At 68.1% G+C, this 26,526-nt stretch carries 24 protein-coding genes; 10 read left to right on the top strand and 14 right to left on the bottom strand.

Going from position 1 to position 26,526, the window contains the following annotated elements; genetic code table 11:
• Positions 1 to 24: 24 nt before the first annotated feature.
• Positions 25 to 864 carry a class I SAM-dependent methyltransferase gene (locus STH_RS04555; protein ID WP_011195017.1) on the top strand — a complete coding sequence of 280 codons (840 nt, stop codon included), beginning with the start codon at positions 25 to 27 and terminating at the stop codon, positions 862 to 864.
• Positions 865 to 974: 110 nt separating this feature from the next.
• Here STH_RS04555 and ytxJ read toward each other — a convergent pair whose 3' ends face one another.
• Positions 975 to 1,334: a bacillithiol system redox-active protein YtxJ gene (ytxJ, locus tag STH_RS04550; RefSeq protein WP_043713388.1), complete on the bottom strand. Its 360-nt coding sequence runs from the start codon at positions 1,332 to 1,334 to the stop codon at positions 975 to 977.
• A 36-nt stretch (positions 1,335 to 1,370) separates the two neighbouring features.
• On the bottom strand, positions 1,371 to 2,708 hold the full coding sequence (locus tag STH_RS04545) for a CapA family protein (protein ID WP_011195015.1): 1,338 nt from the start codon (positions 2,706 to 2,708) through the stop codon (positions 1,371 to 1,373).
• A 202-nt stretch (positions 2,709 to 2,910) separates the two neighbouring features.
• On the opposite strand from STH_RS04545, the gene STH_RS04540 reads away from it, so the two are divergent.
• Positions 2,911 to 3,267: a LysM peptidoglycan-binding domain-containing protein gene (locus tag STH_RS04540; RefSeq protein ID WP_011195014.1), complete on the top strand. Its 357-nt coding sequence runs from the start codon at positions 2,911 to 2,913 to the stop codon at positions 3,265 to 3,267.
• 30 nt (positions 3,268 to 3,297) lie between these two features.
• Here the strand turns inward: STH_RS04540 and acs are convergent, their stop codons facing one another.
• The 3 genes from acs to STH_RS18300 all read right to left on the bottom strand — a co-directional run bounded on the left by acs (position 3,298) and on the right by STH_RS18300 (position 8,084).
• On the bottom strand, positions 3,298 to 5,262 hold the full coding sequence (gene acs, locus STH_RS04535; protein ID WP_011195013.1) for an acetate--CoA ligase: 1,965 nt from the start codon (positions 5,260 to 5,262) through the stop codon (positions 3,298 to 3,300).
• Between the two features lie 216 nt (positions 5,263 to 5,478).
• On the bottom strand, positions 5,479 to 6,768 hold the full coding sequence (gene ltrA / locus STH_RS04530; protein WP_011195012.1) for a group II intron reverse transcriptase/maturase: 1,290 nt from the start codon (positions 6,766 to 6,768) through the stop codon (positions 5,479 to 5,481).
• A 626-nt stretch (positions 6,769 to 7,394) separates the two neighbouring features.
• Complete coding sequence (locus STH_RS18300; RefSeq protein ID WP_011195011.1) at positions 7,395 to 8,084, bottom strand: endolytic transglycosylase MltG; 690 nt, start codon at positions 8,082 to 8,084, stop codon at positions 7,395 to 7,397.
• 116 nt (positions 8,085 to 8,200) lie between these two features.
• On the opposite strand from STH_RS18300, the gene STH_RS18685 reads away from it, so the two are divergent.
• The 4 genes from STH_RS18685 to STH_RS04510 all read left to right on the top strand — a co-directional run bounded on the left by STH_RS18685 (position 8,201) and on the right by STH_RS04510 (position 10,165).
• Positions 8,201 to 8,614 (top strand): acyl-CoA thioesterase, encoded by a 414-nt coding sequence (locus tag STH_RS18685; protein ID WP_043713386.1) that lies wholly within the window; start codon positions 8,201 to 8,203, stop codon positions 8,612 to 8,614.
• Positions 8,611 to 9,552, top strand: a complete 942-nt coding sequence (locus tag STH_RS16920) for a M23 family metallopeptidase (RefSeq protein ID WP_050742112.1) — start codon at positions 8,611 to 8,613, stop codon at positions 9,550 to 9,552. Before STH_RS18685 ends, STH_RS16920 begins: the two co-directional genes overlap by 4 nt.
• 74 nt (positions 9,553 to 9,626) lie before the next feature.
• Positions 9,627 to 9,782 (top strand): hypothetical protein, encoded by a 156-nt coding sequence (locus tag STH_RS18680; protein ID WP_158506838.1) that lies wholly within the window; start codon positions 9,627 to 9,629, stop codon positions 9,780 to 9,782.
• Positions 9,776 to 10,165 (top strand): type II toxin-antitoxin system death-on-curing family toxin, encoded by a 390-nt coding sequence (locus STH_RS04510; RefSeq protein ID WP_011195008.1) that lies wholly within the window; start codon positions 9,776 to 9,778, stop codon positions 10,163 to 10,165. The genes STH_RS18680 and STH_RS04510 overlap by 7 nt, the downstream gene beginning before the upstream one ends.
• An 83-nt stretch (positions 10,166 to 10,248) precedes the next feature.
• On the opposite strand, the gene STH_RS04505 is transcribed toward STH_RS04510, so the two are convergent.
• Genes STH_RS04505 through STH_RS04495 form a run of 3 tightly spaced genes read right to left on the bottom strand, consistent with a single transcriptional unit; the run spans position 10,249 to position 12,783 of the window.
• A complete protein-coding gene (locus STH_RS04505; protein WP_011195007.1) occupies positions 10,249 to 11,010 on the bottom strand; it encodes an ABC transporter permease in 762 nt (253 codons plus the stop codon).
• Positions 11,003 to 11,812, bottom strand: coding sequence for an ABC transporter ATP-binding protein (locus tag STH_RS04500; protein ID WP_011195006.1), 810 nt, complete (start codon positions 11,810 to 11,812; stop codon positions 11,003 to 11,005). The genes STH_RS04505 and STH_RS04500 overlap by 8 nt, the downstream gene beginning before the upstream one ends.
• On the bottom strand, positions 11,809 to 12,783 hold the full coding sequence (locus STH_RS04495; protein WP_050742111.1) for an ABC transporter substrate-binding protein: 975 nt from the start codon (positions 12,781 to 12,783) through the stop codon (positions 11,809 to 11,811). The genes STH_RS04500 and STH_RS04495 overlap by 4 nt, the downstream gene beginning before the upstream one ends.
• Positions 12,784 to 12,924: 141 nt before the next feature.
• Between STH_RS04495 and STH_RS04490 the strand changes: the two genes are divergently transcribed.
• Positions 12,925 to 14,313 carry an MATE family efflux transporter gene (locus STH_RS04490; RefSeq protein ID WP_011195004.1) on the top strand — a complete coding sequence of 463 codons (1,389 nt, stop codon included), beginning with the start codon at positions 12,925 to 12,927 and terminating at the stop codon, positions 14,311 to 14,313.
• A gap of 97 nt (positions 14,314 to 14,410) precedes the next feature.
• Here STH_RS04490 and STH_RS18675 read toward each other — a convergent pair whose 3' ends face one another.
• The 3 genes from STH_RS18675 to STH_RS04475 all read right to left on the bottom strand — a co-directional run bounded on the left by STH_RS18675 (position 14,411) and on the right by STH_RS04475 (position 16,938).
• Positions 14,411 to 15,013, bottom strand: coding sequence for a hypothetical protein (locus tag STH_RS18675; protein WP_043713384.1), 603 nt, complete (start codon positions 15,011 to 15,013; stop codon positions 14,411 to 14,413).
• 247 nt (positions 15,014 to 15,260) lie between these two features.
• Positions 15,261 to 16,010: a hypothetical protein gene (locus tag STH_RS04480; protein WP_011195002.1), complete on the bottom strand. Its 750-nt coding sequence runs from the start codon at positions 16,008 to 16,010 to the stop codon at positions 15,261 to 15,263.
• A gap of 97 nt (positions 16,011 to 16,107) precedes the next feature.
• Positions 16,108 to 16,938 carry a divergent polysaccharide deacetylase family protein gene (locus tag STH_RS04475; RefSeq protein WP_050742110.1) on the bottom strand — a complete coding sequence of 277 codons (831 nt, stop codon included), beginning with the start codon at positions 16,936 to 16,938 and terminating at the stop codon, positions 16,108 to 16,110.
• A 458-nt stretch (positions 16,939 to 17,396) separates the two neighbouring features.
• Here STH_RS04475 and STH_RS04470 point away from each other — a divergent pair, with 458 nt between their 5' ends.
• Entirely contained in the window at positions 17,397 to 18,611 is a 1,215-nt protein-coding gene (locus STH_RS04470) for an MFS transporter (RefSeq protein ID WP_011195000.1), read from the top strand.
• A 118-nt stretch (positions 18,612 to 18,729) separates the two neighbouring features.
• Here STH_RS04470 and STH_RS04465 read toward each other — a convergent pair whose 3' ends face one another.
• Complete coding sequence (locus STH_RS04465; RefSeq protein WP_011194999.1) at positions 18,730 to 19,209, bottom strand: flavin reductase family protein; 480 nt, start codon at positions 19,207 to 19,209, stop codon at positions 18,730 to 18,732.
• Positions 19,210 to 19,333: 124 nt separating this feature from the next.
• On the opposite strand from STH_RS04465, the gene STH_RS04460 reads away from it, so the two are divergent.
• Positions 19,334 to 20,080, top strand: a complete 747-nt coding sequence (locus tag STH_RS04460; RefSeq protein ID WP_197525206.1) for a Dps family protein — start codon at positions 19,334 to 19,336, stop codon at positions 20,078 to 20,080.
• 228 nt (positions 20,081 to 20,308) lie between these two features.
• On the opposite strand, the gene gerQ is transcribed toward STH_RS04460, so the two are convergent.
• Positions 20,309 to 20,923: a spore coat protein GerQ gene (gene gerQ / locus STH_RS04455; protein ID WP_242654573.1), complete on the bottom strand. Its 615-nt coding sequence runs from the start codon at positions 20,921 to 20,923 to the stop codon at positions 20,309 to 20,311.
• Positions 20,924 to 20,932: 9 nt separating this feature from the next.
• Positions 20,933 to 21,337: a cell wall hydrolase gene (locus tag STH_RS04450; protein ID WP_011194996.1), complete on the bottom strand. Its 405-nt coding sequence runs from the start codon at positions 21,335 to 21,337 to the stop codon at positions 20,933 to 20,935.
• Positions 21,338 to 21,748: 411 nt separating this feature from the next.
• On the opposite strand from STH_RS04450, the gene STH_RS04445 reads away from it, so the two are divergent.
• On the top strand, positions 21,749 to 23,830 hold the full coding sequence (locus STH_RS04445; protein WP_338054964.1) for a thioredoxin domain-containing protein: 2,082 nt from the start codon (positions 21,749 to 21,751) through the stop codon (positions 23,828 to 23,830).
• Positions 23,831 to 26,526: the final 2,696 nt, after the last annotated feature.

The following is a 26,526-nucleotide window of genomic DNA, read 5'->3' as shown; positions in this document are numbered from 1 at the left end:
GCGCCGATGAGGAGTGGTGACGACTTGCGACTGGCCACGAGGATTCTGCTTTCGCTGAACAAGCTCTTCCCCCCGCCCGTGCACCCGTTCAATTTGGCCAACCAGGGCACGATGCGGTACGCCGACTGGCAGTTCGAGCGGGGCCATCTCACCCTGGAGCACTACCGGCCCTTCCTGTCGCCGGAGGAGATCATGCGGGGCAAGACCGTGCTGGACATCGGCTCGGGGGCGGGCGGCAAGACCCTCTACTACGCCACCCTGGGCGTGAAAAAGATCTACGGCGTGGACGTCGTCCCCCACTACGAGCACGAGGCCCGGGCCCTGGCGGCCGAGAAGAACCTCTCCGACCGGGCCGAGTTCCTCACCGCCGACGCCACCGCCCTGCCCTTCCCGGACGACCACTTCGACGTGATCATCGCCAACGACGTCATGGAGCACGTGGCCCAGCCCGAGGCGGTGCTGCGGGAGGCGTACCGGGTGCTGAAGCCCGGGGGCCGGTTCTTCACCAACTTCCCTCCGTACTACCACCCCTACGGCGCCCACCTCTCGGACGTCATCGGCATCCCCTGGGTCCACGCGTTCTTCAGCGAGCCAGTGCTGATCGAGGCATACCGGGAGTTGGTAAAGGACCTGCCGGACGCCGACATGCGGCTCCGGCTGCGGCTCGGCAATCCCGAGACCAACCGGACCCGGATCACCTACATCAACCGCATGACGATCAAGCGGTTCCGGCGTATCGTGGAAGAGTCGCCGTTCCGGATCGCCCACTGGCGGCTGGTGCCGCTCCGCTCCTTCTTGAAGCCCCTGGCGGCGGTGGCGCCGGAGTTCTTCATGAAGGCTGTCGTCTGCATCCTGGAGAAGTAAGTGAGGCGTTTACACCAGAAGCACAAGGGGCTGTCCCGGGCAGACGTCTCTGCTCCGGGACAGCCCCTTGCGTTTGTCCGGCGATCCCCGAGGTGCGCCTTGGCACGCCCTTACCGCTGCGCGGCTGCCTGGTCCAGCGCCGCCTTCAGCCGCCCGGCCGTGATGGCGTAATGCGACGCGTGCCAGACCGCCCGGCCGTCTCGGATCAGCAGCACCTGGGGCGACTGGTGGGGCACCCCCACGCGGCTGGCCAGGGCCAGGGACACGGGCCGCTCCTGGATCACCCGCACCCAGAAGTGATCAGCCCGCTCCGCCTCGGGGCCGGCCAGGAAGGCGCTCCACTCCCGGTGGGCCGCTGCCGAGATGGGGCACCGGGTGGAGTGTTTGAACACCAGTACCGGCCGCTTCCGCGACGCCTCGATGACCGCGTCGACGTCCGCCGGGGTCAGGATCTGTCGGGCCTCCGCCAAGGGCCTCCCCCCTTCCGCGTCCTCGCTCTCCCCAGTCTATGATGATCCCGGGGCCACCGCCTGTGCGCGGGGATGCTGCGGAGGGAGGTCGACGGACCAGACGGCGACGTCGGGGCTGCCCGCCGCCTGGCGGGTCGTATCGGCCCAGACCTCCCGGAGCCGCTGGCAGTCCGCCGGGGTGAGGAGCGGGTCGAGCCCGGCCTCGCAGTCGCGCAGCGACTGCTCCACCACCACCACCCGGTATCGCTGTCTTCCCTCGGCCCGGTACCCGTGGACCCAGGTGGGCACGAACGAGACCTGCTCGATCCGGGTGACGCCGCCTTCCTTTGCCACGTCGATGAGCATCATGATGCCGGCCTCCCGGTACAGCCCCTCCTGGTTGGAGATGAAGTTGCCGAGGCTGTAGACCACCGCCCGGGGCAGGTCGCGCCCGAACTCGTCCCGGACCTGGCGCACCTCGATGGGCTGGATCACGTGAGGATGGCTGCCCAGGACGATGTCCGCCCCGGCCTGCAGCGCCACGTCCACGTAGTGGCGCTGCTCATCGTTGGGTTCGCGGGCGTACTCTTCGCCGAAGTGCAGCGCGACGATCACCAGGTCCACGTCCTCACGCGCCCGCGCCCGGCGGATGTCGGCAGGCATCTGCTCGTCGTCCACCAGGTTCACCGACCAGGGCTCCGGCAGGGGGATCCAGTTGGTCGTGGCGGTGTAGGCCAGCACCGCCACGCGGATGCCCGGCACCGGCTCCACGACCAGGATCTCCTCCCGCTCGTCCGGCGTGCGCGCCGTGCCGGTGTGCGGCATCCCGTACCGCTCCAGGGCCTCGTGGGTCTTCTCGATGCCGAACTTCAGGTAGTCCAGCGAGTGGTTGTTGGCGTGGGTCAGGACATCGAACCCGACCGCCTTCAGGTCGCGGGCGAACTCCGGCGGGGTGTTGAAGCTGGGGTACCCGGCCCAGGGGTAGTCAGGGCCGGTGAGGGTGGTTTCCAGGTTGGCGACGGCCAGGTCCGCCGCTTCGATCCAGGGGCGGACCGGCTCGAACAGGGGCGTGAAGTCCCACTCGCCGTCCGGCAGCGCCGAGGCATACACCAGGGGCAGGTGCATGAGCAGGTCGCCCACAGCCAGGATGCGGGCCGTCCGCCGTTCCTCCTGCTCCGGGTCGGCGTCCTCCGACGACCCGGGCCCTGTCTCGGGCCCTGCGGGCTCTTCCGCGCCGCCCGAGGGGCCGGGGGCCTGCGCCTCACCGCCCGCGTTCTGCGGCGCGCCGGCCCCGCCCCCCGGTCCCCGTCCGGTGCAGCCGGACAGAAGCAGGAGGCACGCCAACAGCGCGACGGCCGGTGCAACCCAGGTGGCCCCGCGGCGTCTCGTTTTCAAGCGTTATCCCTCCATAGGCATGGATTGGCTTACCCGTAGGACGGTGGACGAGCCCCGCCCGTTGCACGCGGCTGCGCAGGAAAGGAGCCCGGCGCCCTGTGGGAGGCCGGGCCCTCCCGGGTGCTGTGGAGATGGCTTCGTCACCAGGAGGCGCCCTCACATAGGCTGGGGATGAGACCCACACTTCTGCGAGGTGAGCCCAGTGCCCCAGTGCCCACCCGGCTCCTTTTCGTACACGGTGCGGCCGGGAGACAACTTCTGGACGCTGGCCTGGCGGTTCGGCACCACCCCTCAGGCCATCGCCCGGGCCAACCCGGGCGTGAACTCCTGGTCGCTGCGCATCGGCCAGACCCTCTGCATCCCGGGCTGGTCCCCCTGGGTCACGCCGCCGCAAGGGCGATGCCCCCAGGGCTGGGAACCCTACCGGATCCAGCCGGGCGACACCCTGGGCAGCATCGCCTGGGAGCGGCAGACCACCGTGGCCAACCTGCTGCGGGTCAACCCGGTGAACCCGAACAACCTGCGCATCGGCCAGATCATCTGCGTGCCGGCCCGATAAGAGGGGAGGGGTTTGCCCCTCCCCTTCCGCTTATCCGGCTTCCTGCGACTCGTACTGCTGGCGCAGCTGCGCCACCACGTTGGGATCGGCCAGAGTGGTGGTGTCGCCCAGGGCCCGGCCCTCGGCGATGTCCCGGAGCAGCCGGCGCATGATCTTCCCCGAACGGGTCTTGGGCAGGTCGGCCGCGAAGTAGATCTCCTCCGGCCGGGCCAGGGCGCCGATCTTGGTGACCACGTGCTGCTTCAGTTCGTCCACCAGGTCGGGCGTGCCCCGCCGGCCTTCCTTCAACGTGACGAAGGCGGTGATGGCCTGGCCCTTCACCGCATGGGACCGGCCGATGACGGCGGCCTCGGCCACCAGCGGATGGTCCACCAGCGCCGACTCCACCTCCATGGTGCCGATGCGGTGGCCGGAGACGTTGATCACGTCGTCGACCCGGCCGATGATCCAGTAGTAGCCGTCCTCATCCCGCTTGGCGCCGTCGCCGGTGAAGTAGACCTGGTGGCCGAACCGGCCGAAGTAGGTGGAGACGTACCGGTCGGGATCGCCCCAGACCGTGCGCAGCATGGACGGCCAGGGCGACTTGACCACCAGGTAGCCGCCGGCGCCCGGGGGCACCTCCTGGCCCTCCTCGTTCACCACCGCCATCTCGATGCCCGGGAAGGGCCGCGTGGTGGACCCAGGCTTCGTGTGCACCACGCCGGGCAGCGGCGTCGCCATGATCGCGCCGGTCTCCGTCTGCCACCAGGTGTCGACGATCGGGCAACGCTCGCCGCCGATGTGCTTGTGGTACCACATCCAGGCCTCCGGGTTGATGGGCTCGCCGACGGTACCCAGCAGCCGCAGCGAAGAGAGGTCGTACTTGGACGGCCAGCCCTCGCCCCAGCGCATGAAGGAACGGATCAGGGTGGGCGCGGTGTAGAAGATGTTCACCCGGTACTTCTGGATGATCTCCCAGATGCGGCCGCGGTCCGGATAGTCGGGCGCGCCCTCGTACATCAGCGTCGTGGCCCCGTTGGCCAGCGGGCCGTAGATCACGTACGAGTGGCCGGTGATCCAGCCGATGTCGGCGGAGCACCAGTAGACGTCCTCGTCCTTCAGGTCGAACACGTACTTCGTGGTCGCCGCGACCTGGGTCAGGTAGCCGCCGGTGGTGTGCAGCACGCCCTTCGGCTTCCCGGTGGACCCGGAGGTGTACAGGATGAACAGGGGATCCTCCGCATCCATCTCCTCCACCGGGCAGGTGACCGGCGCGTTGCGCATCAGCGTGTGGTACCAGTGGTCGCGCCCGGGGTGCCAGCCGTGCTCCACCAGCGACTCGTGGCCGATGCGCTTGACCACGATCACCTTCTCCACGGAGGCGCAGTCGACCACGGCCTCGTTGACGATCTGCTTCATGCGGATGATGTTTCCGCGCCGCCAGCCGCCGTCCGCGGTGACCACCACCTTGGAGCGGCTGTCGTTGATGCGGTCGCGCAGCGACTCCGCGGAGAAGCCGCCGAAAACGACCGAGTGAATGGCCCCGATCCGCGTGCACGCCAGCATGGCGACGGCGGCCTCGGGGATCATGGGCAGGTAGATGGTCACCCGGTCGCCCTTGCCGACGCCCATCTGCCGGAGCACGTTGGCGAAGCGGCAGACCTCCCGGTGCAGGTCCAGGTAGGTGAGCACCCGCTCGTCGCCGGGCTCGCCTTCCCAGATGATGGCCGCTTTCGTCCGGGTGTGCGTCTGCAGGTGGCGGTCGAGACAGTTGTAAGCGACGTTCAGCTTGCCCCCCAGAAACCACTGGGCAAACGGCGGGTTCCACTCCAGCACCTTGTCCCACCGCCGGAACCAGTGCAGCCGCTCCGCCTGGGCGGCCCAGAAGCCCTCCCGGTCCCGCGCGGCCTGCTCGTAGAGGCTCTCATCCGCCACGTTGGCCCGGGCGGCGAACTCGGCCGGCGGCGGGAAACGCCGGTCCTCGTTGAGAAGTGCCGCAAACTGCTTGGAATCCATCCTGACCGAACCCTCCCCCACGCGATTCGGTAACTCCAGTATAATTCGTCGGACTTTATTCACTTTCCTCTAAGTTCGTGCGATCACTAGCGGACCGGGCTCCTCTCCTGCAGGGCCACGGGTGCAGGGCCACGGGAACCACAGGCGCGGCCGCTGTGCGGCGGGCGGAGGGGAGGAAAACAATCGAGTAGGAGGGGGCGGCTAGCCCCCGTCCTCTCACACCACCGGACATGCGGGTCCGCATCCGGCGGTTCGCCAGGATTGACGATTCGCTTCATAGCATTCGGTCAGGCTTATCAGCCCCTGGGCACGCCAGTAGGCGTCGCCCAGGGCGCTGTTTAGTGGGCCACCTGCCATCCGCCACGGGCCTTTGCGGCTGTTGGCGAGTTGGTAGACTACCCATTCGGGCAAACCGAGGGCGCGTAACTCCCGAAAGCGCGTGCGTACACGCTTCCACTGCCTCCATACGCATGCTCGCAGCCGACGCTTCAGCCATCCTTCGAGTCTTTCAAAGGCTGACCTGGCATCGGAGAGCGCATAGTACCCAACCCAGCCCCGCAAGTAGGCATTCAGGCACCGGATTCGGTCCTCCATGCTCTGGCTGCGGTTGCGGTCCGTCAGCGTGCGGAGCTTGTCCTTCACGCGTTTCAGGCTCTTCGGGGCCAGCCGGATGCGCACTCCCCGGTGCTTGTAGAAGCTAAACCCGAGGAACTGCCGCTTCCACGGCCGGTCCACTGCGCTCTTCTCCTCGTTGACCTTCAGCCGTAACCGCTCCTGCAGGAAGTGGCGCACGCTCCTGTAGACCCGTTCTCCCGCCCGCTTGCTGCGGACGTAGATGTTGCAGTCATCGGCGTACCGGACAAAGTGGTGGCCACGGCGCTCCAGCTCCTTGTCGAGGTCATCCAGCAGGATGTTCGCCAGCAGCGGACTCAGCGGGCCGCCCTGCGGCGTCCCTTCCTCCGTCGCCACGACTACCCCGTTCAGCATGACCCCGGCCTGTAAGTACCGCCGGATCAACCGCAGCACACGCTTATCCGTTACCCGCCGCGCCACGCGGGCCATCAGCACATCGTGGTTGACCCGGTCGAAGAACTTCTCCAGGTCCATGTCCACGACCCAGTCGTACCCTTCCTCCACGTACTGACGTGCCTTCCTGACCGCATCATGACCCCGCCGCCCCGGCCGAAAGCCGTAGCTGGATTCGGAGAATGTCGGGTCAAAGATCGGCGTCAGTACTTGCAGGAGTGCCTGTTGGATCAGGCGGTCCATCACGGTGGGAATCCCCAGCATCCGCTTGCCGCCGCCCGGTTTCGGGATTTCGACCCGGCGGACTGGCTGCGGTCTGTAGGTCCCCTGGAGCAGTTCCTCACGGATGCGGCTCCACTCCACGCGAATCTGGTCCCGCAGCCGTTCGGTGGGGACACCGTCCACGCCGGGAGCGCCTCCGTTCCGCTCCACCCGTTTCAGGGCGGCCAGCATGTTCTCCCTGGCCACCACCTGCTCCATCAGGTTGCTGTGCTCCCCGCGGGGTGACGTTCCGTCTTGTGCCGGCTGCCCACTCCGCCCTCTCGCCGTCCCTTGCGGCTTCACCGCTACCTCCGGCGAGCAGGTCCCGTTCGGGGTCTTCTGCGTTTGTCGCGGGCTGCTCGAACGCAACGGGTTCACCCCTTTCCTGACGTTCGGCCCTTCCCGGTTGGGGCGTCCCCCTGCCGGTACTATGGCCTTTGCTGACTTCTGCCGGTTCAGCTGCGTCTCCCGACGCAGGTTACCAGCGTTGCTGGCGTTCCCGGCAGATCTCCCCGGGTAAGAACGCTGACCTTCACCCCGCACCCGCCCCATCTACCGCACCGCCCTTTGGCAGCTTCGGGTTTTGCTGTGTTCGGCCAGCTCACCCGAGCGGCACAGCCTCCTATGGGGTTCGTGTTCCTCGGGTCGTGGCTTTGCCTCGGGCTTCCTTCAGATTCCGCCTCACGACGGACACCCTTGCCTTTGGCTAACGGGCTGGTGCTGCCTCGCCCGTAGCGGACTTTCACCGCCAAGTCAGCGCCCATGCCGGGCACACCGAGAGCCTGCCCTCCCCCGGCAGGGGAGCGCAGGCTCTTCACCGTGACGGCGGCGGGCCGCCACGATCATCACTGCGTCAGCAGGTTGACGATCTCGATGGGCGATGCGTCCGTCGGGATATCGAAGGTGCCGGCCTTCAGCCGGGTCTCCACGCCCAGCTCGGCGACGACGGACAGGAAGTCCTCCTCCGACTTGACCAGCCCGGCCTCCTTCAGCAGCGCGGCGATGTCCTGCGAGCTGGAGCCCATCGCCACCGTAACGGTCACGGTCTGCGACGGGGCAGGCTCAGGCTCCCCGGCGTTCCCGGGATCGGGTTCGGGCTCGGGATCGGGTTCGGGATCGGCGGCCGGCGGCGGGTTGGGCGGGAACGACGGATCCGGCGCCCACCCGCCGGGGTCCTGCTGGCCCGGTCCCTGCACCACCCCGGTGTTGTCTCCGGGTTCCGGGGACGCCGGCGCCTTCGGGCGGGCGATGAGGGGCGCGAGCAGCACGGCGAGCATCAGGCCGGCGCCGAGGCCCACCGCCAGGCCCCGCTGGAACCGCCTGTCGCCCCCCGGCAGGAACCAGGGCTGGTGATCGGGGATCTTGATCAGTTCTTCATCGTACTCCACCGGGCTGGTCAAAATATCCCATGCCTCCTGCACGGTGGCCTCCCGGGGAATGCGTTCGGCCTTCTCCGGGCGCCGGCGCGTGGCCGGACCGCCCCAGACGCCGAGGACGACGAGCAGCAAGCCTGCAGCCAACAGGATCCAGGTCACGGGAACGCCCCCCTGTCGCGTCGGTCCTTGACCTTTTCGTTGTACTGGTTCTGAGCAGGATCTGTCAACGGGCGGATGGAACTGACAGGACAGAATGCTGTGGGGAGGGTCAACCGTTGGAGGGTTTCCCTTTCGTCATGGAGCAAGTGGTGATCTTCCGGGACATCGACATGATGGGCCACGTCAACAACGCCGTCTACGCGTCCTATTTCGAGGCCGCGCGCGTGGAGTATTTCTATCAGCTCCTGGACGGGAAGACTGACCGGTTCCCCTTCATCGTCGCCGAGTTGACCATCACGTACAAGTCGCCCGCCTACCTCCGGGAGCGGCTGCTCATCGGCCAGCGGGTCAGCGAGATCCGCAACTCCAGCATGGTCATCGACGGGCAGATCGTGGAGAAGACCACCGGCCGTCTGGTGGCCACCAGCCGGGTAGTCGGCGTGCACTACGACTACAAGGAGCAGCGCCCGGTCCCCATTCCCCCGGAACTGCGAGACCTGATCGCCCGCTTCGAAGGGAGGGCCTTATGATCGGGAACCGTCGCGCCGCGCTGCTCGCCCTGGCCGCGCTTGTCGTGGCGGGCTGCGCCGCCCCGGACAGGGGGGAGATTTCGACGGAGCCCCGCCCCGTCCCTGCGGAGATGGTGCAACTCCCAGCTTCTGCCCCGGTCATCACGCTTCGGCCCGCGCAGGTGCTGCAAGGGGACTTCGCGGTCCTGAAGGTCGACCAGCCGCTGCCCGGCGAGCCGGCGCTGCACGTGGAGGGGCTCTCCGAGCAGCCGAAGCTGTTCCTGCTCGACCGGCATCCCACCGCCTTCATCGGCATCCCGGCCGCGGCGCCGGTGGGCACCTACCCCGTTCGCCTCACCTGGGAAGGCGGCGAGTGGGAAGGCACCCTGGAGGTGGTGAGGAAGGACTTCACCGTCGACCGGCTGGAAGTGACCGCGGAGCAGGAGCAGATCTACTACGATCCCCGCCAGGCCGAGCAGTGGGAGAAGCTGTATCGGCTGCGCTCCACCAGCTTCCCGGAACCGCTCTGGCAGGGCGCGTTCCGGCCGCCGCTGGACGGCGAGCTGTGGGTGACCACCTACTTCGGCGAGATCCGCATCGTCAACGGGGTCGAGACGGGCCGGCACAGCGGGATGGACTTCGGCGCGCCCCTGGGCACCCCCATCTACGCGCCGGCCCGGGGAAGGGTGATCCTGGCCGAAGAGTTCATCGTGTCGGGCCGGACCATCGTCATCGACCACGGACTCAACCTCTTCACGGCGTACTACCACTGCGAGGAGCTGCTGGTGCAGCCGGGCGACTGGGTGGAGCCCGGAGACCCCATCGGCACCGTGGGCTCCACCGGCTTCTCCACCGGCCCCCATCTGCACTGGACAGCCACCGTGGGCAACACGCCGGTGGACCCGTGGCCGCTCACACAGGGCAGCGTCGCCGACCTGTTCGCCGGGGGACGGGACTGACCCGCCCGCTTGAAGGGCGGGATGCGCCGGTGATAGCATTGAGACAGCGCTGCATAGGCGAAGGGGGGATCGCCGTGGGACGGGGAACGGAACCGCGCGCCGAGCCGGCCCCGGTTGAGGGACCGGAGGAGCGCGAGGCGCGGCCGGCCACGGACAAGGAGGTGGAAGCCGCTATGGACGCGTTCTTCGAGCGCTACCGGCGGGTGCTGGAGCGGCTGGCTACATGCTGATCTGCCTGACGGCCGATCACCTGGTCGGCCTGCACCGCCGGATCATCGCCGAAACCGGGGGACCTCACGGGGTGCGCGACCTGGGCGGCGTGCAATCGGCCGCCGCCCGCCCGTTCCGGACCTACGACGGCCAGGCGCTCTACCCGACCCTCGAGGAGAAGGCCGCCGCCTTGGCGGAGGGCATCTCCCGGAACCATCCCTTCGTGGACGGCAACAAGCGCGTGGCCATCGCGGCCGGATGCCTCTTCCTGATGCTCAACGGCCGGGAGATCACCGCATCGGAGCAGGAGATGGAGCGGACGGCCTGGGCGCTGGCCGTGCGGGAGATCGACCTGCAGCAACTGGCAGACTGGTTCCGGCAGCACAGCCGGGAGAAGAGCTGAAGAGCCGGCTGCCGCCCAAGAACCGGGCGGCAGCCGGCCTTTGCCGCACGCCTTGGCCTTCGAGCCACAGCGGCGACACATGCTCACGCCGCCTTGTCGTAGCCGAAGCGCACCCGCACCGCGGCCTCGGCCCGGCTGAAGCAGGCTCGGTCCACCACCATGCCCACCGCCAGGATCACCACGATCACCGCCATCACCTGGCTCGCGTCGCCCAGGTCGCGCCCCATCGCCAGCAGGTGGCCAAACCCCAGGTTGAGGAAGAGCAGCTCACCCGCCATGAGCGATCGCCAGGCAAAGGACCAGCCCAGCCTGAGCCCCGTGAGCAGCGAGGGCAGGGCGGCAGGCAGGACCACCCGCGTGTACAGCCGCCAGCCCCGCGCCCCCATGGTCGTCGCGGCCCGCACGTAGGACGGCGGGATGTTGCGCACACCCGACTCGGTCGCGGCGGCGACGGCGAACAAGGCGCCCGCGGTGGTGACGAAGAGCAGGGCGCCCTCGTTCCAACCGAACCAGAGCACGGCCAGCGGGTACCAGCAGATCGAGGGCATCGACTGCAGCCCCTGCACCACGGGCCCCAGCAGGTCGCTGAGCGTCCGGGAACGGGCCATGGCGAGGCCGAGCAGCAGGCCACCGACGGCGGACAGGGCGAAGCCGAGCCCGATGCGCTTCAGCGTGTGTGTGAGGGCCACCGCCAGCTCCAGGCTGGTGAGCAGCCGCCACAGGGTCAGGGCGACGTCTTCGGGCCAGGGGAACACGTACCGGGGCCAGAGGCCGGTCCAGCACAGGGCCTGCCATGCGACGAGCAGCAGCCCGGCGGAGATCAGACCGGCCTTCCACCTAGCCATCCCGCAGCTCCTCCTCCAGCGCCGCCTCCACGTCGCTGCGCAGGTCGCGCACGAGGAAGGTGCGGATCTCCAGGAGGTGCGGGTCGTCGGCTTTGCGGGGGCGCGGGTGCTGGATCGTCACCTCGCGCCGGACGCGGCCTGGCCGGAAGGAAAGCACGGCAATGCGGTCGCCCAGACGGATCGCCTCGGAAACATTGTGCGTCACAAAGATGATGGTCTGCCCCGTCCGCGCCCAGATGCGCTGCAGCTCCTCGTGCATGAGGTTGCGGGTCTGGGCGTCCAGTGCGGCGAAGGGCTCATCCATCAGCAGGACCTTCGGTTCCAGGGCCAGAGCGCGGGCGATGGCCACACGCTGGCGCATGCCGCCGGAAAGCTCGTGGATGTACGCGTCTCGGAAGCGGGCAAGTCGCACCATCTCCAGCGCCGCCATTGCCCGCTCGTGCCGCTCGGCCCTGGGTATGTTCTGCAGGCTCAGGCCGAACTCGACGTTGCCCAGGGCCGTCAGCCAGGGGAACAGGGCGCCGTCTTGGAAGACCAGCACCCGGTCGGGCCCCGGTCCGGCGACGGGCTCGCCTTCCACCAGCACCTCGCCCGAATCCGGCTCCTCCAGCCCCGCGATGATGTTGAACAGGGTCGACTTCCCGCACCCCGAGGGTCCGAGCAGGCAGAGAAACTCGCCTTTCCGGACGCTCAGGCTCACCCGGTCCAGGACCTTGATCCGCCCGCGTCGGGTCGGGAAGTGCTTGGTCACCGAGCGCAGGACCAGCTCAGGCGGTGCCGGCTGGACTGCCGGCTGTCTCATGGAGCCACCTCCTGAAGCAGGGTCAGGTCGTACAGGGAGGTGAGGTCCGGCCGGCTGGCGCCGAGGAGCCCCGCCCGGAAGGCGCGGTCGGCCAGCTCGGCCACGGCGTCCGCCATGGGGTCGAAGGTGAAGTCGACGCGCGCCCAGGCATCCGCCATCACCAGATCGCTCAGCGGGCGCCCCTGCAGCTCCGCCAGGGCCTGCCTGACCCGTTCGCGGCTGCCGTCCGGGTCGGCCTGGATCTCCCGGGTGAGGGAGACGTGCGCCTCCAGGAAGCGCCGCACGGCCTCCGGTTGCTCGCTGAGGAACCCAGGGCGAACCGCCACCAGCGTGGTGGGAACCGTGCCGTCCGGCCAGAGCTCCCGCTCATCGATGGCGAGGACGCCGCCCGCTTCCGCGATCAGCCGGCTTCCCCATGGCTCTGCGACCCACGCGCCGTCCAGCTCGCCCCGGCTGAACAGGGTCAGGATCTCCGCGGGAGCCATGGGCGAGACGGTCACGTCGCCGCCCCGCTCCCGGGTGCGCCAGCCCTCCTGCATGAGCAGGTACCGCAGGGCCGCGTCCTGGCTGTTGCCGATCCCCGGCGTCGCCAGGCGGGTGCCGCGCAGATCGTCCCGGTCGACGTCCGGCCGGAGGACGAGGACCGAACCGCCCGACGCCGCGCCGGCGATCACCCGCAGGGCGTCCCCGTCCGAACGCAGGTACCCCTGAAGCGCCGGGGCCGGACCGATGTAGAGCAGGTCCACCTCCCCGGCGAAGAGCGCCTGAAGCGCCGCCGAACCCGACGTGAAAAGGCGCGGCCGCACCGGGACGCCGAGATGGCGCGCAAACGTCCCTTCGGCCACGCCGAGCACCGCCTGGGCATGGGTGAGGTTGGGCATGTAACCGATGCGGACCTCGCCCGGCGGCGCGCCCGACTGCTCCGACCCCTCCCTGGCGGCCGAGCAGCCGGCGAGCAGAAGCACAACCACGAGTATCGCTAAGCACCTACGCACTGGCGTCTGCGGCCCTCCCCGGTGGCTGGACTTCTGTCTCCTCCACTCTATGGGTGGCTGCGGGGGAAGGTCCTGCACGACGCCCGCACCGGCAGACTTTGGCAAAGGAGGCGCACCATGCGTCGCGGTTCACAGCGTGACTTCACGCAGGGCTCCATTCCCCGCCACATCATCATGTTTTCGCTGCCGCTGTTTGCCGGCAACCTCCTCCAGATGCTCTACAACGTGGTCGACTCCATCTGGGTGGGCCAGGTGATCGGCAAGAACGCCCTCGGGGCCGTGTCGGTCTCCCAGCCCCTGATCTTCGCCCTCATCTCCCTCGTCGTCGGCCTGACGATGGCGACGACCACGCTGGTGGGCCAGTACCGGGGCGCCGGGAAGGAAGAGCTGGTGCAGCGGACCATCGGCACCTCGCTGATCCTGCTGGCGGGCCTCGGCGCGGTGGTGGGGGTGCTGGGCGTCCTCCTCCGCTACCCGCTCCTCCGGATGATCGACACGCCGGAGGAGATCATCCACGATGCCGCCGCCTACCTGGCCATCTTCATGGGAGGCATCCTGTTCCTCTTCCTGTACAACACCCTCGGGGCCATCCTCCGGGGCCTGGGCGACGCCAACACGCCACTGATCGCCCTGGCGATCGCGACGGTCCTCAACATCATCCTGGACGGCATCTTCATCCTGGGGCTGGGTCCTGTTCCCCCGATGGGTGTCCCGGGCGTGGCCATCGCGACGGTGGTGGCCCAGGGCATCAGCGCCATCTGGCTGGCCCGCTGGATCCTGAAGAAGACGGACCTGATCCGGCTCAGCCGGGACTATTGGCGGGTGGACTGGGGGCTGGCCGGGCGCATCTTCCGGATCGGCCTGCCTGCCGGGCTGCAGCAGGCGGTGGTCTCCTTCGGCATGGTGACGGTGACGGCCCTGATCAACAGCTACGGGCCGGACGTCGTGGCTGCCTTCGGCGCGGCCCAGCGGCTGGACCAGGCGGCCTTCCTCCCGTCGATGTCGATGGGTCTGGCGGTTACCTCGGTGGTGGCGCAGAACCTGGGCGCGGGGAAGCTGGACCGGGTCTCGGCCGCGGTCCGCTGGTGCGCCGGCCTGGGCGTGGCCATCACCGGCCTGGTGACGCTGGTGGCGGTCCTGAAGCCGACGATCCTGATCGCCCTGTTCAACCGGGAGCCCGACGTGCTGGCCGCCGGCAGCCTCTACCTGCGGATCAACGGCTGGAGCTACATCTTCTTCGCGCTGGTGTTCGTGCTGGGCGGCGTGATGCGCGGCGCCGGCGACACCATGGCCACGCTGGTGCTCACGATCATCGGCCTGTGGGTGGTGCGGGTGCCCGCCGCCTACCTGCTGGCCCGCTCCTTCGGGATGGGACCGGCCGGCATCTGGACGGGCATCCTGATCTCCGCGATCGCCTCCTTCCTGCTGCACCTGGCGTACTACTCCACCGGCCGCTGGAAGCGGAAGGTGCCGTCCGTCGAGCCGGCAGTGGCCGAGCGGACGTAGGCGGATGGCGGACTCAAGCGCCGGCGCGGCGCGCCCGCAGACACCAAGGCGGCCCTCCCGTCAACGGGGAGGGCCGCTTCGTTGTCGAGTCAATCGGCTACCAGATCACCTGGGGCCGCACCTCGGACTCAAACCGCTCCACGAAGAAGTAGTACACGAGCGGCTGGCCCAGGATGGCGACGAAGAGGGCGCCGACGATGTTCACGATCGGCACGGCGCAGAGCAGCGAGCCGGCGAGGTAGAAGAGCGCCATGATGAGGCCGCCCAGCACGGTCTGGCCGGTCTGGCGCTCCAGAATCCGCAGGCCCTGCTTCACGGCACTGACGACGCCATACCCGTCGTGGATGATCAGGTACGCCGGGTAGATGCCCAGGGTCACAAACGCCGTCGGCAACCACAGCAGGTACACGATCTGACCGATCAAGGGGAAGATGACGACAACCGCACTGACCAGCAGAATGACGCCGTAGATGAGGCCGAGCAGAACCATCTTGCCGGCATAGCGGGTGGCGTAAGACCAGAACGTGGCGAACCCCACATCCTCGCCGCGCCGGTAGGCCACGATGGCGCCGACCAGTCCGGCGCGGACCAGCCCCCCGACCACGAGCCAGGCAACCAGCATCACCACCGCCGCCCCGCCCATGGCCGCGATCACCGTGACAACCAGGCCGAGCCCGTCACCGCCCCCCACGGCGTACATGCTCAGGGCCGACGCACCGGCCGAACCGCCCAGCGCCAGGAGACCCAGCAGCCAGGCAACGATCCCGCCGGCTACGCTGCGCCAGCACCGCCCCCAGGCCCACCAGCGAAAACCGCTGCCAGTCGTGGAAGTAGCGTTGGAAGACCTCTCCCACAGTCAGAACACGAACCTCCTTCGCGTGGTGTGCAGGAGCGCGGGCGGCCCTCCCGTCCACCGGGAGGGCCGTCTCGGTCGTCCTGGCTGCCCATCAGGCCACGAGGCGCGGGCGTACCTCGGACTCGAACCGCTCGGCGAAGAAGTAGATCACCAGCGGCTGACCGAAGATCGCGACCACCAGGGAGCCGATCACCGGAACGAAGCCGATCAGGCCGAAGGCGACCCAGAAGAGCAGCATGATGAGGCCGCCCAGCACGGCCGAGCCGAACTGCGACTTCAGGATCTGGAAGCCCTGGCCCACGGCGCTGCCGACGCCGTACCCGTCGTGGATGACCAGGTAGGCCGGGTAGAGGCCCAGGGTGATCAGGGCCGTCGGCGCCCAGAGCAGGAACACGACCTGCCCGAGGACGGGGATGAGGTTGACGATCGCGCTGACCAGGATGATCAGGAAGAAAATGAGACCGATGAGGATCATCTTGCCGAAGTAGCGGGTGGCATAGGACCAGAACGTACCCAGCCCCACATCCTCGCCCCGGCGGTAGGCGACGATGGCGCCCATGATGCCGCCGTTGGCCATGCCCGAGGCCACGACGCCGAGGACGAGCGCGATCACGGCGAACCCACCCATGGCCCCCAGCATGCCGAAGATCTGGCCGGGACCGATGTCGAGCCCCAGGTACTCCATGCGCATGATCGACACGAGTGCGGGACCCATCATCAAAAGACCGAGGACCGTGGCGATGAGACCGGCGGCGAGCTCCACCAGCAGGGCGCCGAGGCCCACCAGCGCAAACTTCTGCCAGTCGTTGAAGTAGCGCTGGAAGATCTGCCCTACGTTCACATCTCAAACCTCCTCTGTGCGGTGTGCGGGAGCGCCGGAAGCGGCTTCCCGTAGATTAGGATCCTGGCGGGCCCTAGAATGGTTCGACCTAAATTGGCTAATTTTCCTGCTGATAGGAGAGCAGTTGCGAAAGGGTGACCAGCCGGATCCCCCGCGCCTCCAGTTCGGGCAGCACCTCCGCCAGCGCGGCAGCGGTGCCCTCCCGGCCGACGCCCACATGGCCGATCCCGATGGCGGCGCCGTGGGTCTCCGCCCACTCGGCCAGCTTGTAGAGCTGGGCGGCCACCACCTCCTCGCCGTTCTCGTGGTCGAGGAACAGCGAACGCTGCATGCAGGGGACGCCCATCTCCACCGCCGTCCGCGGCACAACCGTGTTCTCGGTGGTCATGCTGTCGAGGATGTACTTCCCATGCCGGCGGGCCACCTCCAGCACCGCCCGGACCACGCGCTCGTCCTGCGTGGCCACCGTGCCCATGTGGTTGTTCATGCCCCGGGCCTCCGGCACGGCGGCCAGCCACTCCGAGACCAGCTGCTGGATCTCCTCGTCCGACTGTCGGGAGGAGATGGGCCGGCCCACGTACCACTGGGGATCCACCTCTCCCGCGTCCATGGGCAAGTGCAGGATGACCTCGTGTCCGAGGGCGGCGATGCGCCGGGCCAGCGCCCCGGCGTCGGGCCGGTCAGGCAGGATCGCGAAGGTGAGCGGGTACGGCAGCCGCAGCATCTCCTCCAGCCCCGGCGCCCCGGTCGTCAGGTCGTCGATGACGATCGCCAGCAGGGGAGGCTGCCCGGGAACCGGGCGCGCGTTGCAGAAGACGGAGCCGTATCCGTCCTGCGGCGCGAACGCGGCGACCACCGCCGGCCCCGTCCGGAGCAGCAGGACCGCCGCGAACATGAACAGCACCCACGCCACCTGTGCCCTCTGCACGTGCCTCCCTCCCTCATGTGGAAGAGGTATGCGCGGACGGGCCGCCTATGACCGATCGCACCCGATCCGGCCGCTCCCGATCCGGCCGCTCCCGATCCGACAGCTCCCGATCCGATAGCTCCCGATCCGACAGCTCCCGATCCGACAGCTCCCGATCCGACAGCTCCCGATCCGGCCGCCCCAATCCGGCCGCCCCGATCCGGACGCCCCGATCCGGATGCCCCCGATCCAGCTGCTCCCGATCCGGCCGCTCCCGATCCGACCGCTCCCGGTCCGGCCGGGGAAGCGGCACGGGAAGGCTGCCGCGCGGGCTCCGCCGTCGGCCCGCTTGCAAGGGGCTGCGCCCCGGCGGTAAACTGGGATCCGGGAGCCGTGTTGAAGGCAGGAACGGGGCTGCCCCGAAGGGGCAGCCCCGCTGTTGCGACCCGCAACCTTCCGTGGGAGGAATGTCTACGTCCGTGGATACAGGCTGGAAACGGAACGTCGTGTTGTTCCTCGGCAGCCAGACGCTCTCCCTGCTCGGCACGTCGCTGGTACAGTACGCGATCTTCTGGTACATCACCCTGACCACGCAATCCGGCGCCGCGATGACCGTCTACATCATCTGCGGTTTCCTGCCCACCTTTTTCCTTTCCCCGTTCGCCGGGGTGTGGGCGGACCGGTTCAGCCGCAGGCGGCTCATCGCCGCGTCGGACGCCGCCATCGCCGCGGCGACGCTGGTGCTCGCCCTGCTCTTCATGGCCGGGTATGACTCCCTGTGGCTGCTGTACGTGATGGCGGCCGTCCGGGCGGCGGGCAGCGGGGTGCAGGGCCCGGCCGTGAGCGCCCTCATTCCCGACATCGTCCCGCAGGAGCAGCTGACCCGCGTCAACGGCGCCAACAGCAGCATCCAGGCCATCGTGACCCTGGTGTCTCCCATGCTGAGCGGCGCCCTGTTCTCCCAGGCGCCCCTCGCGGCGATCTTCCTCATCGACGTGGCGACAGCCGCCGCCGCCATCGCGATCCTGCTGGCCCTGGTGCGCACCCCTGTCCATGCGAAGGCTCGGGAGGCGCAGGCCACAAGCTACTTCGCCGACCTGGCCGAAGGCTTCCGCTACATCGCCGGCCAGGCGTACATCAAGGCCTTCTTCGCCTTCTGCGCGCTGTTCTTCGTGTTGTCCGCCCCCGTCTCGTTCCTGACGCCCCTCCAGGTGGCGCGCACCTTCGGCGACGACATCTGGTATCTGACGGCCATCGAGGTGGGGTTCTCGGTGGGAATGATCCTGGGCGGGGCCCTCACCGCCGCGTGGGGCGGATTGCGAAACCGTGTGCACACCATGGCCCTGGCGACGCTGCTGTTCGGAGCGTGCACCTTCGCCCTCGGCGTGGTCCGGGACTTCCGGGTCTACCTGGCCATCATGGGGCTGAGCGGTATCACGATGCCGCTGTTCAACACGCCGGCCACGGTGCTCCTGCAGGAGAACGTGGACGAGAACATGCTGGGCCGGGTCTTCGGCGTGATGAACATGCTCGCCAGCGCGATGATGCCCCTGGGCATGCTGGTCTTCGGTCCGCTGGCCGATCTCATCCGCATCGAGGCCATGCTGGTGGCAACCGGCATCCTGATGGCCCTGCAGGGGGTGCTTCTCCTGAGCAACCGGGTCCTGGTGCGCGCAGGAGTCCGGGCGACCTGAGCCGCCCGGACTCCTGCTTTTTCCTGGGCCCGTCTGCCCAGGCGTATTCGGCCGCCTTACGGGCGCCACAGCAGCGTGGCCGCCGGACGAGCCGCGGCCGCGCCCGGCTCGCGCCGGATCAGCCGCCGTAGAACCAGCCGGTGTCCCACATCTCGAGCACCTTGGCCTCGGGGTCGTACAGGTGCACCGCCACAACCTCCATCACGAAGACGGTGTGGTCGCCGCCCGCATACGAATGGACCACCTTGGCCTCGAACGCCGCGGGAACGCCCTGCAGCAGCGGCGCCCCGGTCTCGCCGGGGGTGAACGGCACGCCGTTGAGCGTGTTCCCCTCCAGCTGGGTCGGCCGGAAGAAGGTCTCCGCCATCCCCTTCTGGTCGGCGCCCAGGATGTTCACCGCGACCGTCGCCCCCTGGCTCAGCAGCGCGTGCAGGCCGCTGTCGGCCTTCACGGCCATCATCACCAGGGGCGGCTGGAACGAGGCCTGGGACAGCCAGTTGACGGTCGCCGCCGCGGCCTGGTCGCCCTGCTTGGCGGTGGCGACGTAGAGGCCGTACGTGAGCTTCCGCAGGACCTGCTTCTTCACCTGTGCATCCATACGACGGGTACCCCCAGTTCGAACATACTTCTTAAACATTGTCGTTGCCTGTCCGCACCGGGATACGGAAGCGCCCCCCGCCCAAACTAGAGGAAGGTTCAACACACCGACAGGAGGGCCGAGGATGCCAGAGAAGCTTCAGCTTCCCCAATCGCCGGCGGGACAGCTCACCGCCACCATGACCAACCTGGCCAACTTCCAGGGCCAGTTCAACATGGACAAGTCCGGCTACAACCCGAACATGCCGGGGCACGGCACCAACCACTCCATGATCACCCGGCAACAGCCGCGCACGGTGAAGAAGGTGGGCGCCGGCATCGGGCTCCCTTACGAGGTGCGGCTCGAGATGGCGCTGCAGCTGGATGACCACCAGTGCGCGCTGAACGTGGCGCTCCACCAGTACCGCAAGCACCACTGGCTCACCGAGGGCGCAGAGGCGTTCCACAGCCTGCACCACCTGCTGGACGAGCACATCGAGAAGACCTCCAAGCACATCGACGACATCGGCGAGCGGGTGGCCCGCCTGGGCGGCGTTCCCACGGCTCATCCGGTGACCCAGCACGAGCTCTCGTACATCAAGCACGAGGTTGAGGGCCGCCACTCCATGCGTGACTTCCTGCGCAACGACCTGGAGCACGAACTGAAGATCCAGGAGATGCTGCGCAAAACGATCAAGCGGGCCCACGAACTCGGCGACTGGGGCACGGTGGAGGTGCTGGAGGACATCCTGGTCGAGCGGGAGGACCTGGCGTACCACCTCTACAGCGTGCTGGAGGACGACACGCTGGTGCGCGGCATGACCCACCTGCTCGACGGGAACTACGACATGGCCGGCGACCGCCCGATGCCGCCTGACAGCAAGCTCCAGTGAGCGGGAGAACGCACCGGTGTCCTGCCCACGTCCCGAGCAGTGAAGTCCACACAGGTCTTGACGGGCAACCGCGATCGTAGTATCTTGATGGCAAGAGCGTTATGCTCAACAGAGCATAACGGATCAGCGGGCACCCCTAGCCACCCCAGGGGTGCCCGCTAACTTTTGTGCGAACCCGGCGGATCGGCCTGTGTCCAGGCCGCGCGTCACCCGATCCGGCCGGGGGTCTCAGAACGTCCCCGGCGGTCGGTAGATCTCCTCCGGGTAGCGCAGGGGTTCGTCGAAGGTGAGGTAGTCGATGTTCACCATGAGGATCACGTAGCGCATGCCGGTCTGGGGATCGCTCAGCACGACGTGATCCCGCGCCGCGTTCTCCACCTGTCCCCGGAAGACCCGGGCGGCCCATTCCGGGTTGTTGTCGTAGGTGGCGTAGACCGTCGCCGTCTTGCCCCGGTTCATCCGCAGGATGTTCTCCACGTAGCTTTGCTCCTGCGGGATCATGACCTGGCCGCCGTAAACTAGTTCCGGCGGCGCGCCCGGCGGCATCATCATCTGCGGCGACGTCATCGGCGGCATCATCCCCGGCGTCGTCCCCGGCGTCATCCCCGGCACCATCCCCGGCGTTATCCCCGGCATCATCCCCGGCATCATCCCCGGCATCATCCCCGGCATCATCCCCGGCATCATCCCCGGCATCATCCCTGGCGTCATCTGGGGCATCACCGGCCAGCCGGGCCGGCCGTAAGGCATCATCGGCTTGCTCATCGGGCCGGGTCCGCCCATCGGCGCCATCCCGCCCCATGGCATCATCTCGCCCATCGGCACCATCTCGCTCAGAACCATCCACCTCGCCTACGAAAAGACCCGTGGGCACGCCTGGGCATCCGCCAGGTAGAAGCAGTGGTTCTTGTACTGGCCGGCCAGCGGCCTGCCCCACCAGGTAGCCGGGCACGCCTGACCCGGTGGCCGGAAGAACCAGAGCGCATACGTGGCCGGATGCTGCTGCTCCCCCCTGGCGTTGCGCTCCGCCAGGCGGATGTCGCGCTCACGGGCGCCCTGCCAGAAGTAGGGCTTGCACACCGCCTCAAACCCGGTTCGGCACTCGGTGGCCAGGTCTCGGTTGATGATGTCCCGCACCGAGCGCAGCCCCTGAAACTCACCGCAGTTGGCGTAGACGCGATTGGTGATGACGTTTCCGACCATGAGCATGCCGAGGTCGCCTTCGCCCTCGGCCTCAGCCCGCATCAGCCGCGCCATCAGTTCCAGGTCTTCCCTCGTGGTCTTGATGCGGCCGATCGCAGGTCCCTCCCTCGCATGGGCGTGTGCATTATGGTATGTCGCGGGGGACCCGGGGGGTGAATGCGTCAGCCCGACGCCTTGGGCAGGCGTCAGGCTCAACAGGTTGTGGCTGTTGCAGGTCGGGCAGCCGATCGAGCGCGGCGGCCGCGTCGGAGGTGCGCTTGATCAGCCGCCTCACCCACCGGTAGGCTTCCTGCCGGCTAACCACATCCGCTCCGTGGCGCAACCCTCCCTTTCCCCAGCGGGGCGGGAGCCAGGACCGGAGGGCGGTTAATGAACGGTTACCCCCGCAGAAAATAAGGGCGGCCAGGCCGATGTTCGCCCACACCCCTCGGCTGTCCACCTTCGTCTACTGAGTAATCACGATCCATTCGCCCGGAGCCTGACGCAAAAAGGAGGTCGATCGCCCTGACCGCCAAGCCCAACCGGCTCATCCACGAGGCGTCACCCTACCTGCAGCAGCACGCCTACAACCCAGTCGACTGGTATCCCTGGGGTCCGGAAGCGCTGGAGCGCGCCAAGCGGGAGGATAAGCCGATCTTCCTGAGCATCGGCTACAGCAGCTGTCACTGGTGCCACGTGATGGAGCGGGAGTCCTTCGCCGACCCCGAGACCGCGGAGATCATGAACCGGCACTTCGTCTGTATCAAGGTGGACCGCGAGGAGCGGCCGGATCTGGATGACATCTACCAGACCATCTGCCAGCTGGTCACCCGGTCCGGGGGCTGGCCGCTCTCCGTGTGGCTGACCCCGGAGCAAAAGCCGTTCTACGTGGGCACCTACTTCCCGCCTGTCGAACGGTACGGCCGTCCGGGCTTCCGGCAGGTGCTCCTCGCCCTTGCCCAGGCGTGGCGGGAAAAGCGCCAGGAGGTCGAGAAGGTCGCCGAAAGCTGGGCCCGGGGCATCGCCCAGACGGACGAGCTGCTGCCCCCCGCAGGGCCGATGCCGGATCACCGGCTCGTCGCCGACGCCGCCCGCGCGCTCGCGGAACGCATCGACCGGCAGCACGGGGGCTTCGGCGGCGCACCCAAGTTCCCCAACACGATGGCCTTGGATCTCATGCTGCGTCACTGGAAGGCCACCGGCGACGACCTCTTCCTGCACCTCGTCACGCTCACGCTGCGCAAGATGGCCGAGGGCGGCATCTACGACCAACTGGGCGGGGGCTTCCACCGCTACTCGGTGGACGCCCGCTGGGCCGTGCCGCACTTCGAGAAGATGCTCTACGACAACGCGCTGCTGCCCGCGGTCTACCTGGCGGCCTGGCAAGCCACCGGCGAGCCCCTGTTCCGGCGGATCGTCGAGGAGACCCTGGACTACGTCCTCCGGGAGATGACCCACCCCGAGGGCGGCTTTTTCAGCACGACCGACGCCGACTCCGAGGGTGAGGAAGGACGGTACTACGTCTGGGATCCCCGGGAGGTGACGGCCGTCCTCGGGCCGGATCTGGGTGCGCTTATCTGCCGCCACTACGGCGTGACTGAGGCGGGCAACTTCGAGCGGACCGGCAAGACGGTGCTGCACATCGCCGAGCCGGCCGCAGACCTGGCCAGCAGCCTGGGCCTTCCGGTGGAGGAAGTGGAACGGCGGCTGGCGGAGGGACGGCGAAGGCTGCTGGAGGCCCGCTCCCGGCGTGTTCCGCCGTTTCGCGATGAGAAGATCCTCGCCGGCTGGAACGGGCTGATGATCTCGGCCCTGGCCAGGGCGGGACGCATCCTCCGGCGGCCGGACTATGCGGAGGCGGCCCGACGCGCCGCCACGTTCGTGCTGGACCGCCTGGCTGATGGCGAGGGCGGGCTGCTGCGCCGGTACAAGGACGGGCATGCCGGCATTCCCGGCTACCTGGAGGACCACGCCTTCATGGCCGCGGGCCTGATCGACCTGTACGAGTGCACCTTCGACGAGCGCTTCCTCCAGGAGGCCATGCGACTGACCGAGGAGACGCTTCGCCGCTTCTACGACGGCTCGGGCTCGTTCCACCTCACGCAGTCCGGGGCCGAACCGCTGATCCACCGCCCGCGGGACACCACGGACCAGTCGGTCCCCTCTGGCGCGGCAGTGGCGGTCGTGAACCTGCTGCGGCTGCAGCCGTATCGCCGGGATGATCGCTTCCGGGAGGTAGCCGACACCGCTTTCCGCGCCCACCGAGACCTGATGGCCCGGGTCCCCGGCGCCACGGCCACCTTGCTGCAGGCACTTGATCTCTACCTGGACGGCCCCACGGAGGTGACACTGGTCGGCGACCCGCCCGAGGCCTGGCTGGAAGCGCTGGGCCGCCGGTACGAGCCGAACCTGGTGCTAACCCGGATCGAAGCGCCGCGGGACGACGCGCCCATCTGGGCCGGGAAGGCCGCCGGAACTGGCCCGGTCGCCTACGTCTGCCGCAACTTCGCCTGCTCGCCGCCGGCCACCACATGGGAGGAGTTGGCCCACCACCTGGGGGGAGCGTGATGGCCACGGCCTGGGATGCGTTTCTCCGGCGCCCGCCGACATGAGACCCGGATGACGAGCCGGCCTGGTGCGCCACTACCGGCCCAGGCGCGGGCTGGTCTGTGCTCCAAGCGAGTACCGGACCTAATCCGGGTTGACGCCTCGCCTCCGGCGGTGGCCCACTCGAGCCACACCTGACCCGGGCCGAACTCCCCCCGCCTGTTCTGTGACCGCGGTGTCCGCGAAAGCATACACTCCAATGATGGATCGTGCCTATGACCTGGGAAGGAGGTGGCCCGCGTGCTCTACGGGTCCAAGTTTCCGGCCACCAAGATCTCCGGATTTTCCAAGTTCGTCCCCAGCTATTACTTCAAGATCCTCCCGTGGGGATGGGCCAAATACGGGATTTAGAATCACCGGGGCTCGCCTGTGCGCAGTTCGATCTGGCCAGGCGGCCCCCCATTCTGTTTCCCGTCCGCATGTGCGGGACCAACACATTCGGCGAGCGTTTCGAGTCGAAGCTGGCCCGCGGGTTGCTTAACTCGGCTGTCCGGGGCACTCCCATGTCGACTTGCGCTGCGTTTCGACTTGACGTAGCCGGTGCAAGTCCAACTCCGGCGGTCACGGAAGAAGGCGATGGGCCCGACCGCTTTCCAGCCCCAGCCCCTACGCTCACCTGGAACCTGGCCAACGCCCCAGCACGCACTGTGCACGACACCTGCTGAGGTACATCCGAGGCACGCTGGAGGACGAACCGGCTTGGCGCCGGTGTTTTTCGCGTTGGGACCGACGGCCAAGTGAGACTTGAACGGCTGCGGCGACGTTCAGCTTGATCATGGGCACCGTATGACACCTCATGACGTTTGGGCGCCGCTACGGCAACGCCGCGGCGATACCGCAACCCCCTGCCGCGCCAGACCTCGCACTCGAATGGAACACGGCGCCGGTGCCCCGGGACCGCGGCAACCGCCATCACGTGCATCCCCCGACGGCACACACCTGCGCCGTCTCCCTGGCAACGGTTCCGTGACGGCCGGTTTCTGACGTGGGCAGAGTGCGAACGTGCAAGACCATCGGGTGCGAGTTACTCTGCAGCAACGGCCGCCCGGCGGGGACCTTCGGAGACCCGCACCTGAAGCCTCGCTGGCGCACACACCGGGGCAACGACAGGTCCGCACCGACGAAATCGGTCCAAGTCGTCCCCGGTTCGCATTCGGATCCGCTGGAGTTTCACCTGGCGTACGCTGACCAAGTGAAAACCCGGCGTATGCCGATCGCCCGGCACCGGCGGATGCCGGTCGACGAGCACACGCGCGGCTGGCGAGTGCAACTCGTACCGGGACGCAGACGCACGCAATCGAGGACGACCACAGGTCCGCCGCGGCGAACGTAGGCTCAAGTCACCCCCGGTCCGTACTCGTATCCGCTGGATCTTCACCTGGCGTACGCTGACCAAGTGAAAACCCGGCGTATGCCGATCGCCCGGCACCGGCGGATGCCGGTCGACGAGCACACGCGCGGCTGGCGAGTGCAACTCGTACCGGGACGCAGACGCACGCAATCGAGGACGACCACAGGTCCCCCGCGGCGAACGTAGGCTCAAGTCACCCCCGGTCCGTACTCGTATCCGCTGGATCTTCACCTGGCGTACGCTGACCAAGTGAAAACCCGGCGTATGCCGATCGCCCGGCACCGGCGGATGCCGGTCGACGAGCACACGCGCGGCTGGCGAATGCAACTCGTACCGGGACGCAGACGCACGCAATCGAGAACGACCACAGGTCCCCCGCGGCGAACGTAGGCTCAAGTCACCCCCGGTCCGTACTCGTATCCGCTGGATCTTCACCTGGCGCATGTTGACCAAGTGAAAAACCGGCGGATTCCGGTCGCCCAGCACCGGCGCACGCCGGTCGACGAGCACACGCGCGGCTGGCGGAGGCAACTCGTACCGGGTGGCTTGCAGGCGCAGTCGCGAGCAGACACAGGTCCCCCGGGGCATACGTAGGCCCAAGTCGCTCCCGGTTCGCACTCGGATCCGCTGGAGTCTCACTTGGCAACTGCTGACCAAGTGAAAACCCGGCGTATGCCGGTCGCCCAGCACCGGCGCACGCCGGTCGACGAGCACACGCTCGGCTGGCGGCAACCGATCGTACAGGGATGCAAGCGAACAGAGGGAAGATCTGAGCGAACATTCGCTCGATCTAAGGAAGGAATCCCATCCAGGTATGGCGAATCTTTCCATCGGTGATGCGCATGCGACTGCGGCTGGTGACGGTCCCGGATCGACTCTGGGCCGACCGTTCCATACCGGAAGGCGCCAAGCTAGTGTGGTGTTACGTTTCCGCCCTCTGCCACCTGCGGAGCGAGTTTACGTATAAGGAGCTGCGGGAGGGCGCCGGTATCAGCCTCCCCAGCCTGCACAAGTATCTGTCTGTGCTGTCCCGGGCAGGATGGCTGAACTGCGCGCGGATAAGCCTTCGCGTCGTCCGCTGCGAGATCACCGGGCCCATGGGTGGCCCGCGCCTGGTTCTGCCCACGGATATCCTCTTCGAGAGGCGTCTCCCACGGGGTGCCTGCTGGACGTGGGGCCTGATCGGCCGGATGGGCGGTCGGTTCGAGTACACGGAGCTGCGGAAGGCCACGGGATACAGTCAGGATACCCTGAGCAAGCACGTCAGGGCGTTGATTGCGCAGCGCTGGCTCGTAGGCGGCCCTCA

It is taken from the genome of Symbiobacterium thermophilum IAM 14863, assembly GCF_000009905.1.
Lineage (GTDB): Bacteria > Bacillota > Sulfobacillia > Symbiobacteriales > Symbiobacteriaceae > Symbiobacterium > Symbiobacterium thermophilum.
This window is presented reverse-complemented; position numbering and strand designations above follow the sequence as displayed.

Bases quoted from the DNA above. Each gene is read 5' to 3' on its own strand.
- STH_RS04460 (WP_197525206.1), top strand. From the start codon at position 19,334: ATGCCAGAGAAGCTTCAGCTTCCCCAATCGCCGGCGGGACAGCTCACC.
- STH_RS04510 (WP_011195008.1), top strand. From the start codon at position 9,776: ATGCTGATCTGCCTGACGGCCGATCACCTGGTCGGCCTGCACCGCCGG.
- STH_RS04465 (WP_011194999.1), bottom strand. From the start codon at position 19,209: ATGGATGCACAGGTGAAGAAGCAGGTCCTGCGGAAGCTCACGTACGGC.
- acs (WP_011195013.1), bottom strand. From the start codon at position 5,262: ATGGATTCCAAGCAGTTTGCGGCACTTCTCAACGAGGACCGGCGTTTC.
- STH_RS04500 (WP_011195006.1), bottom strand. From the start codon at position 11,812: ATGAGACAGCCGGCAGTCCAGCCGGCACCGCCTGAGCTGGTCCTGCGC.
- STH_RS04490 (WP_011195004.1), top strand. From the start codon at position 12,925: ATGCGTCGCGGTTCACAGCGTGACTTCACGCAGGGCTCCATTCCCCGC.
- ltrA (WP_011195012.1), bottom strand. From the start codon at position 6,768: ATGGAGCAGGTGGTGGCCAGGGAGAACATGCTGGCCGCCCTGAAACGG.
- STH_RS04505 (WP_011195007.1), bottom strand. From the start codon at position 11,010: ATGGCTAGGTGGAAGGCCGGTCTGATCTCCGCCGGGCTGCTGCTCGTC.
- STH_RS16920 (WP_050742112.1), top strand. From the start codon at position 8,611: ATGATCGGGAACCGTCGCGCCGCGCTGCTCGCCCTGGCCGCGCTTGTC.
- STH_RS18675 (WP_043713384.1), bottom strand. From the start codon at position 15,013: ATGTACGCCGTGGGGGGCGGTGACGGGCTCGGCCTGGTTGTCACGGTG.
- gerQ (WP_242654573.1), bottom strand. From the start codon at position 20,923: ATGGTTCTGAGCGAGATGGTGCCGATGGGCGAGATGATGCCATGGGGC.
- STH_RS04450 (WP_011194996.1), bottom strand. From the start codon at position 21,337: ATGGCGCGGCTGATGCGGGCTGAGGCCGAGGGCGAAGGCGACCTCGGC.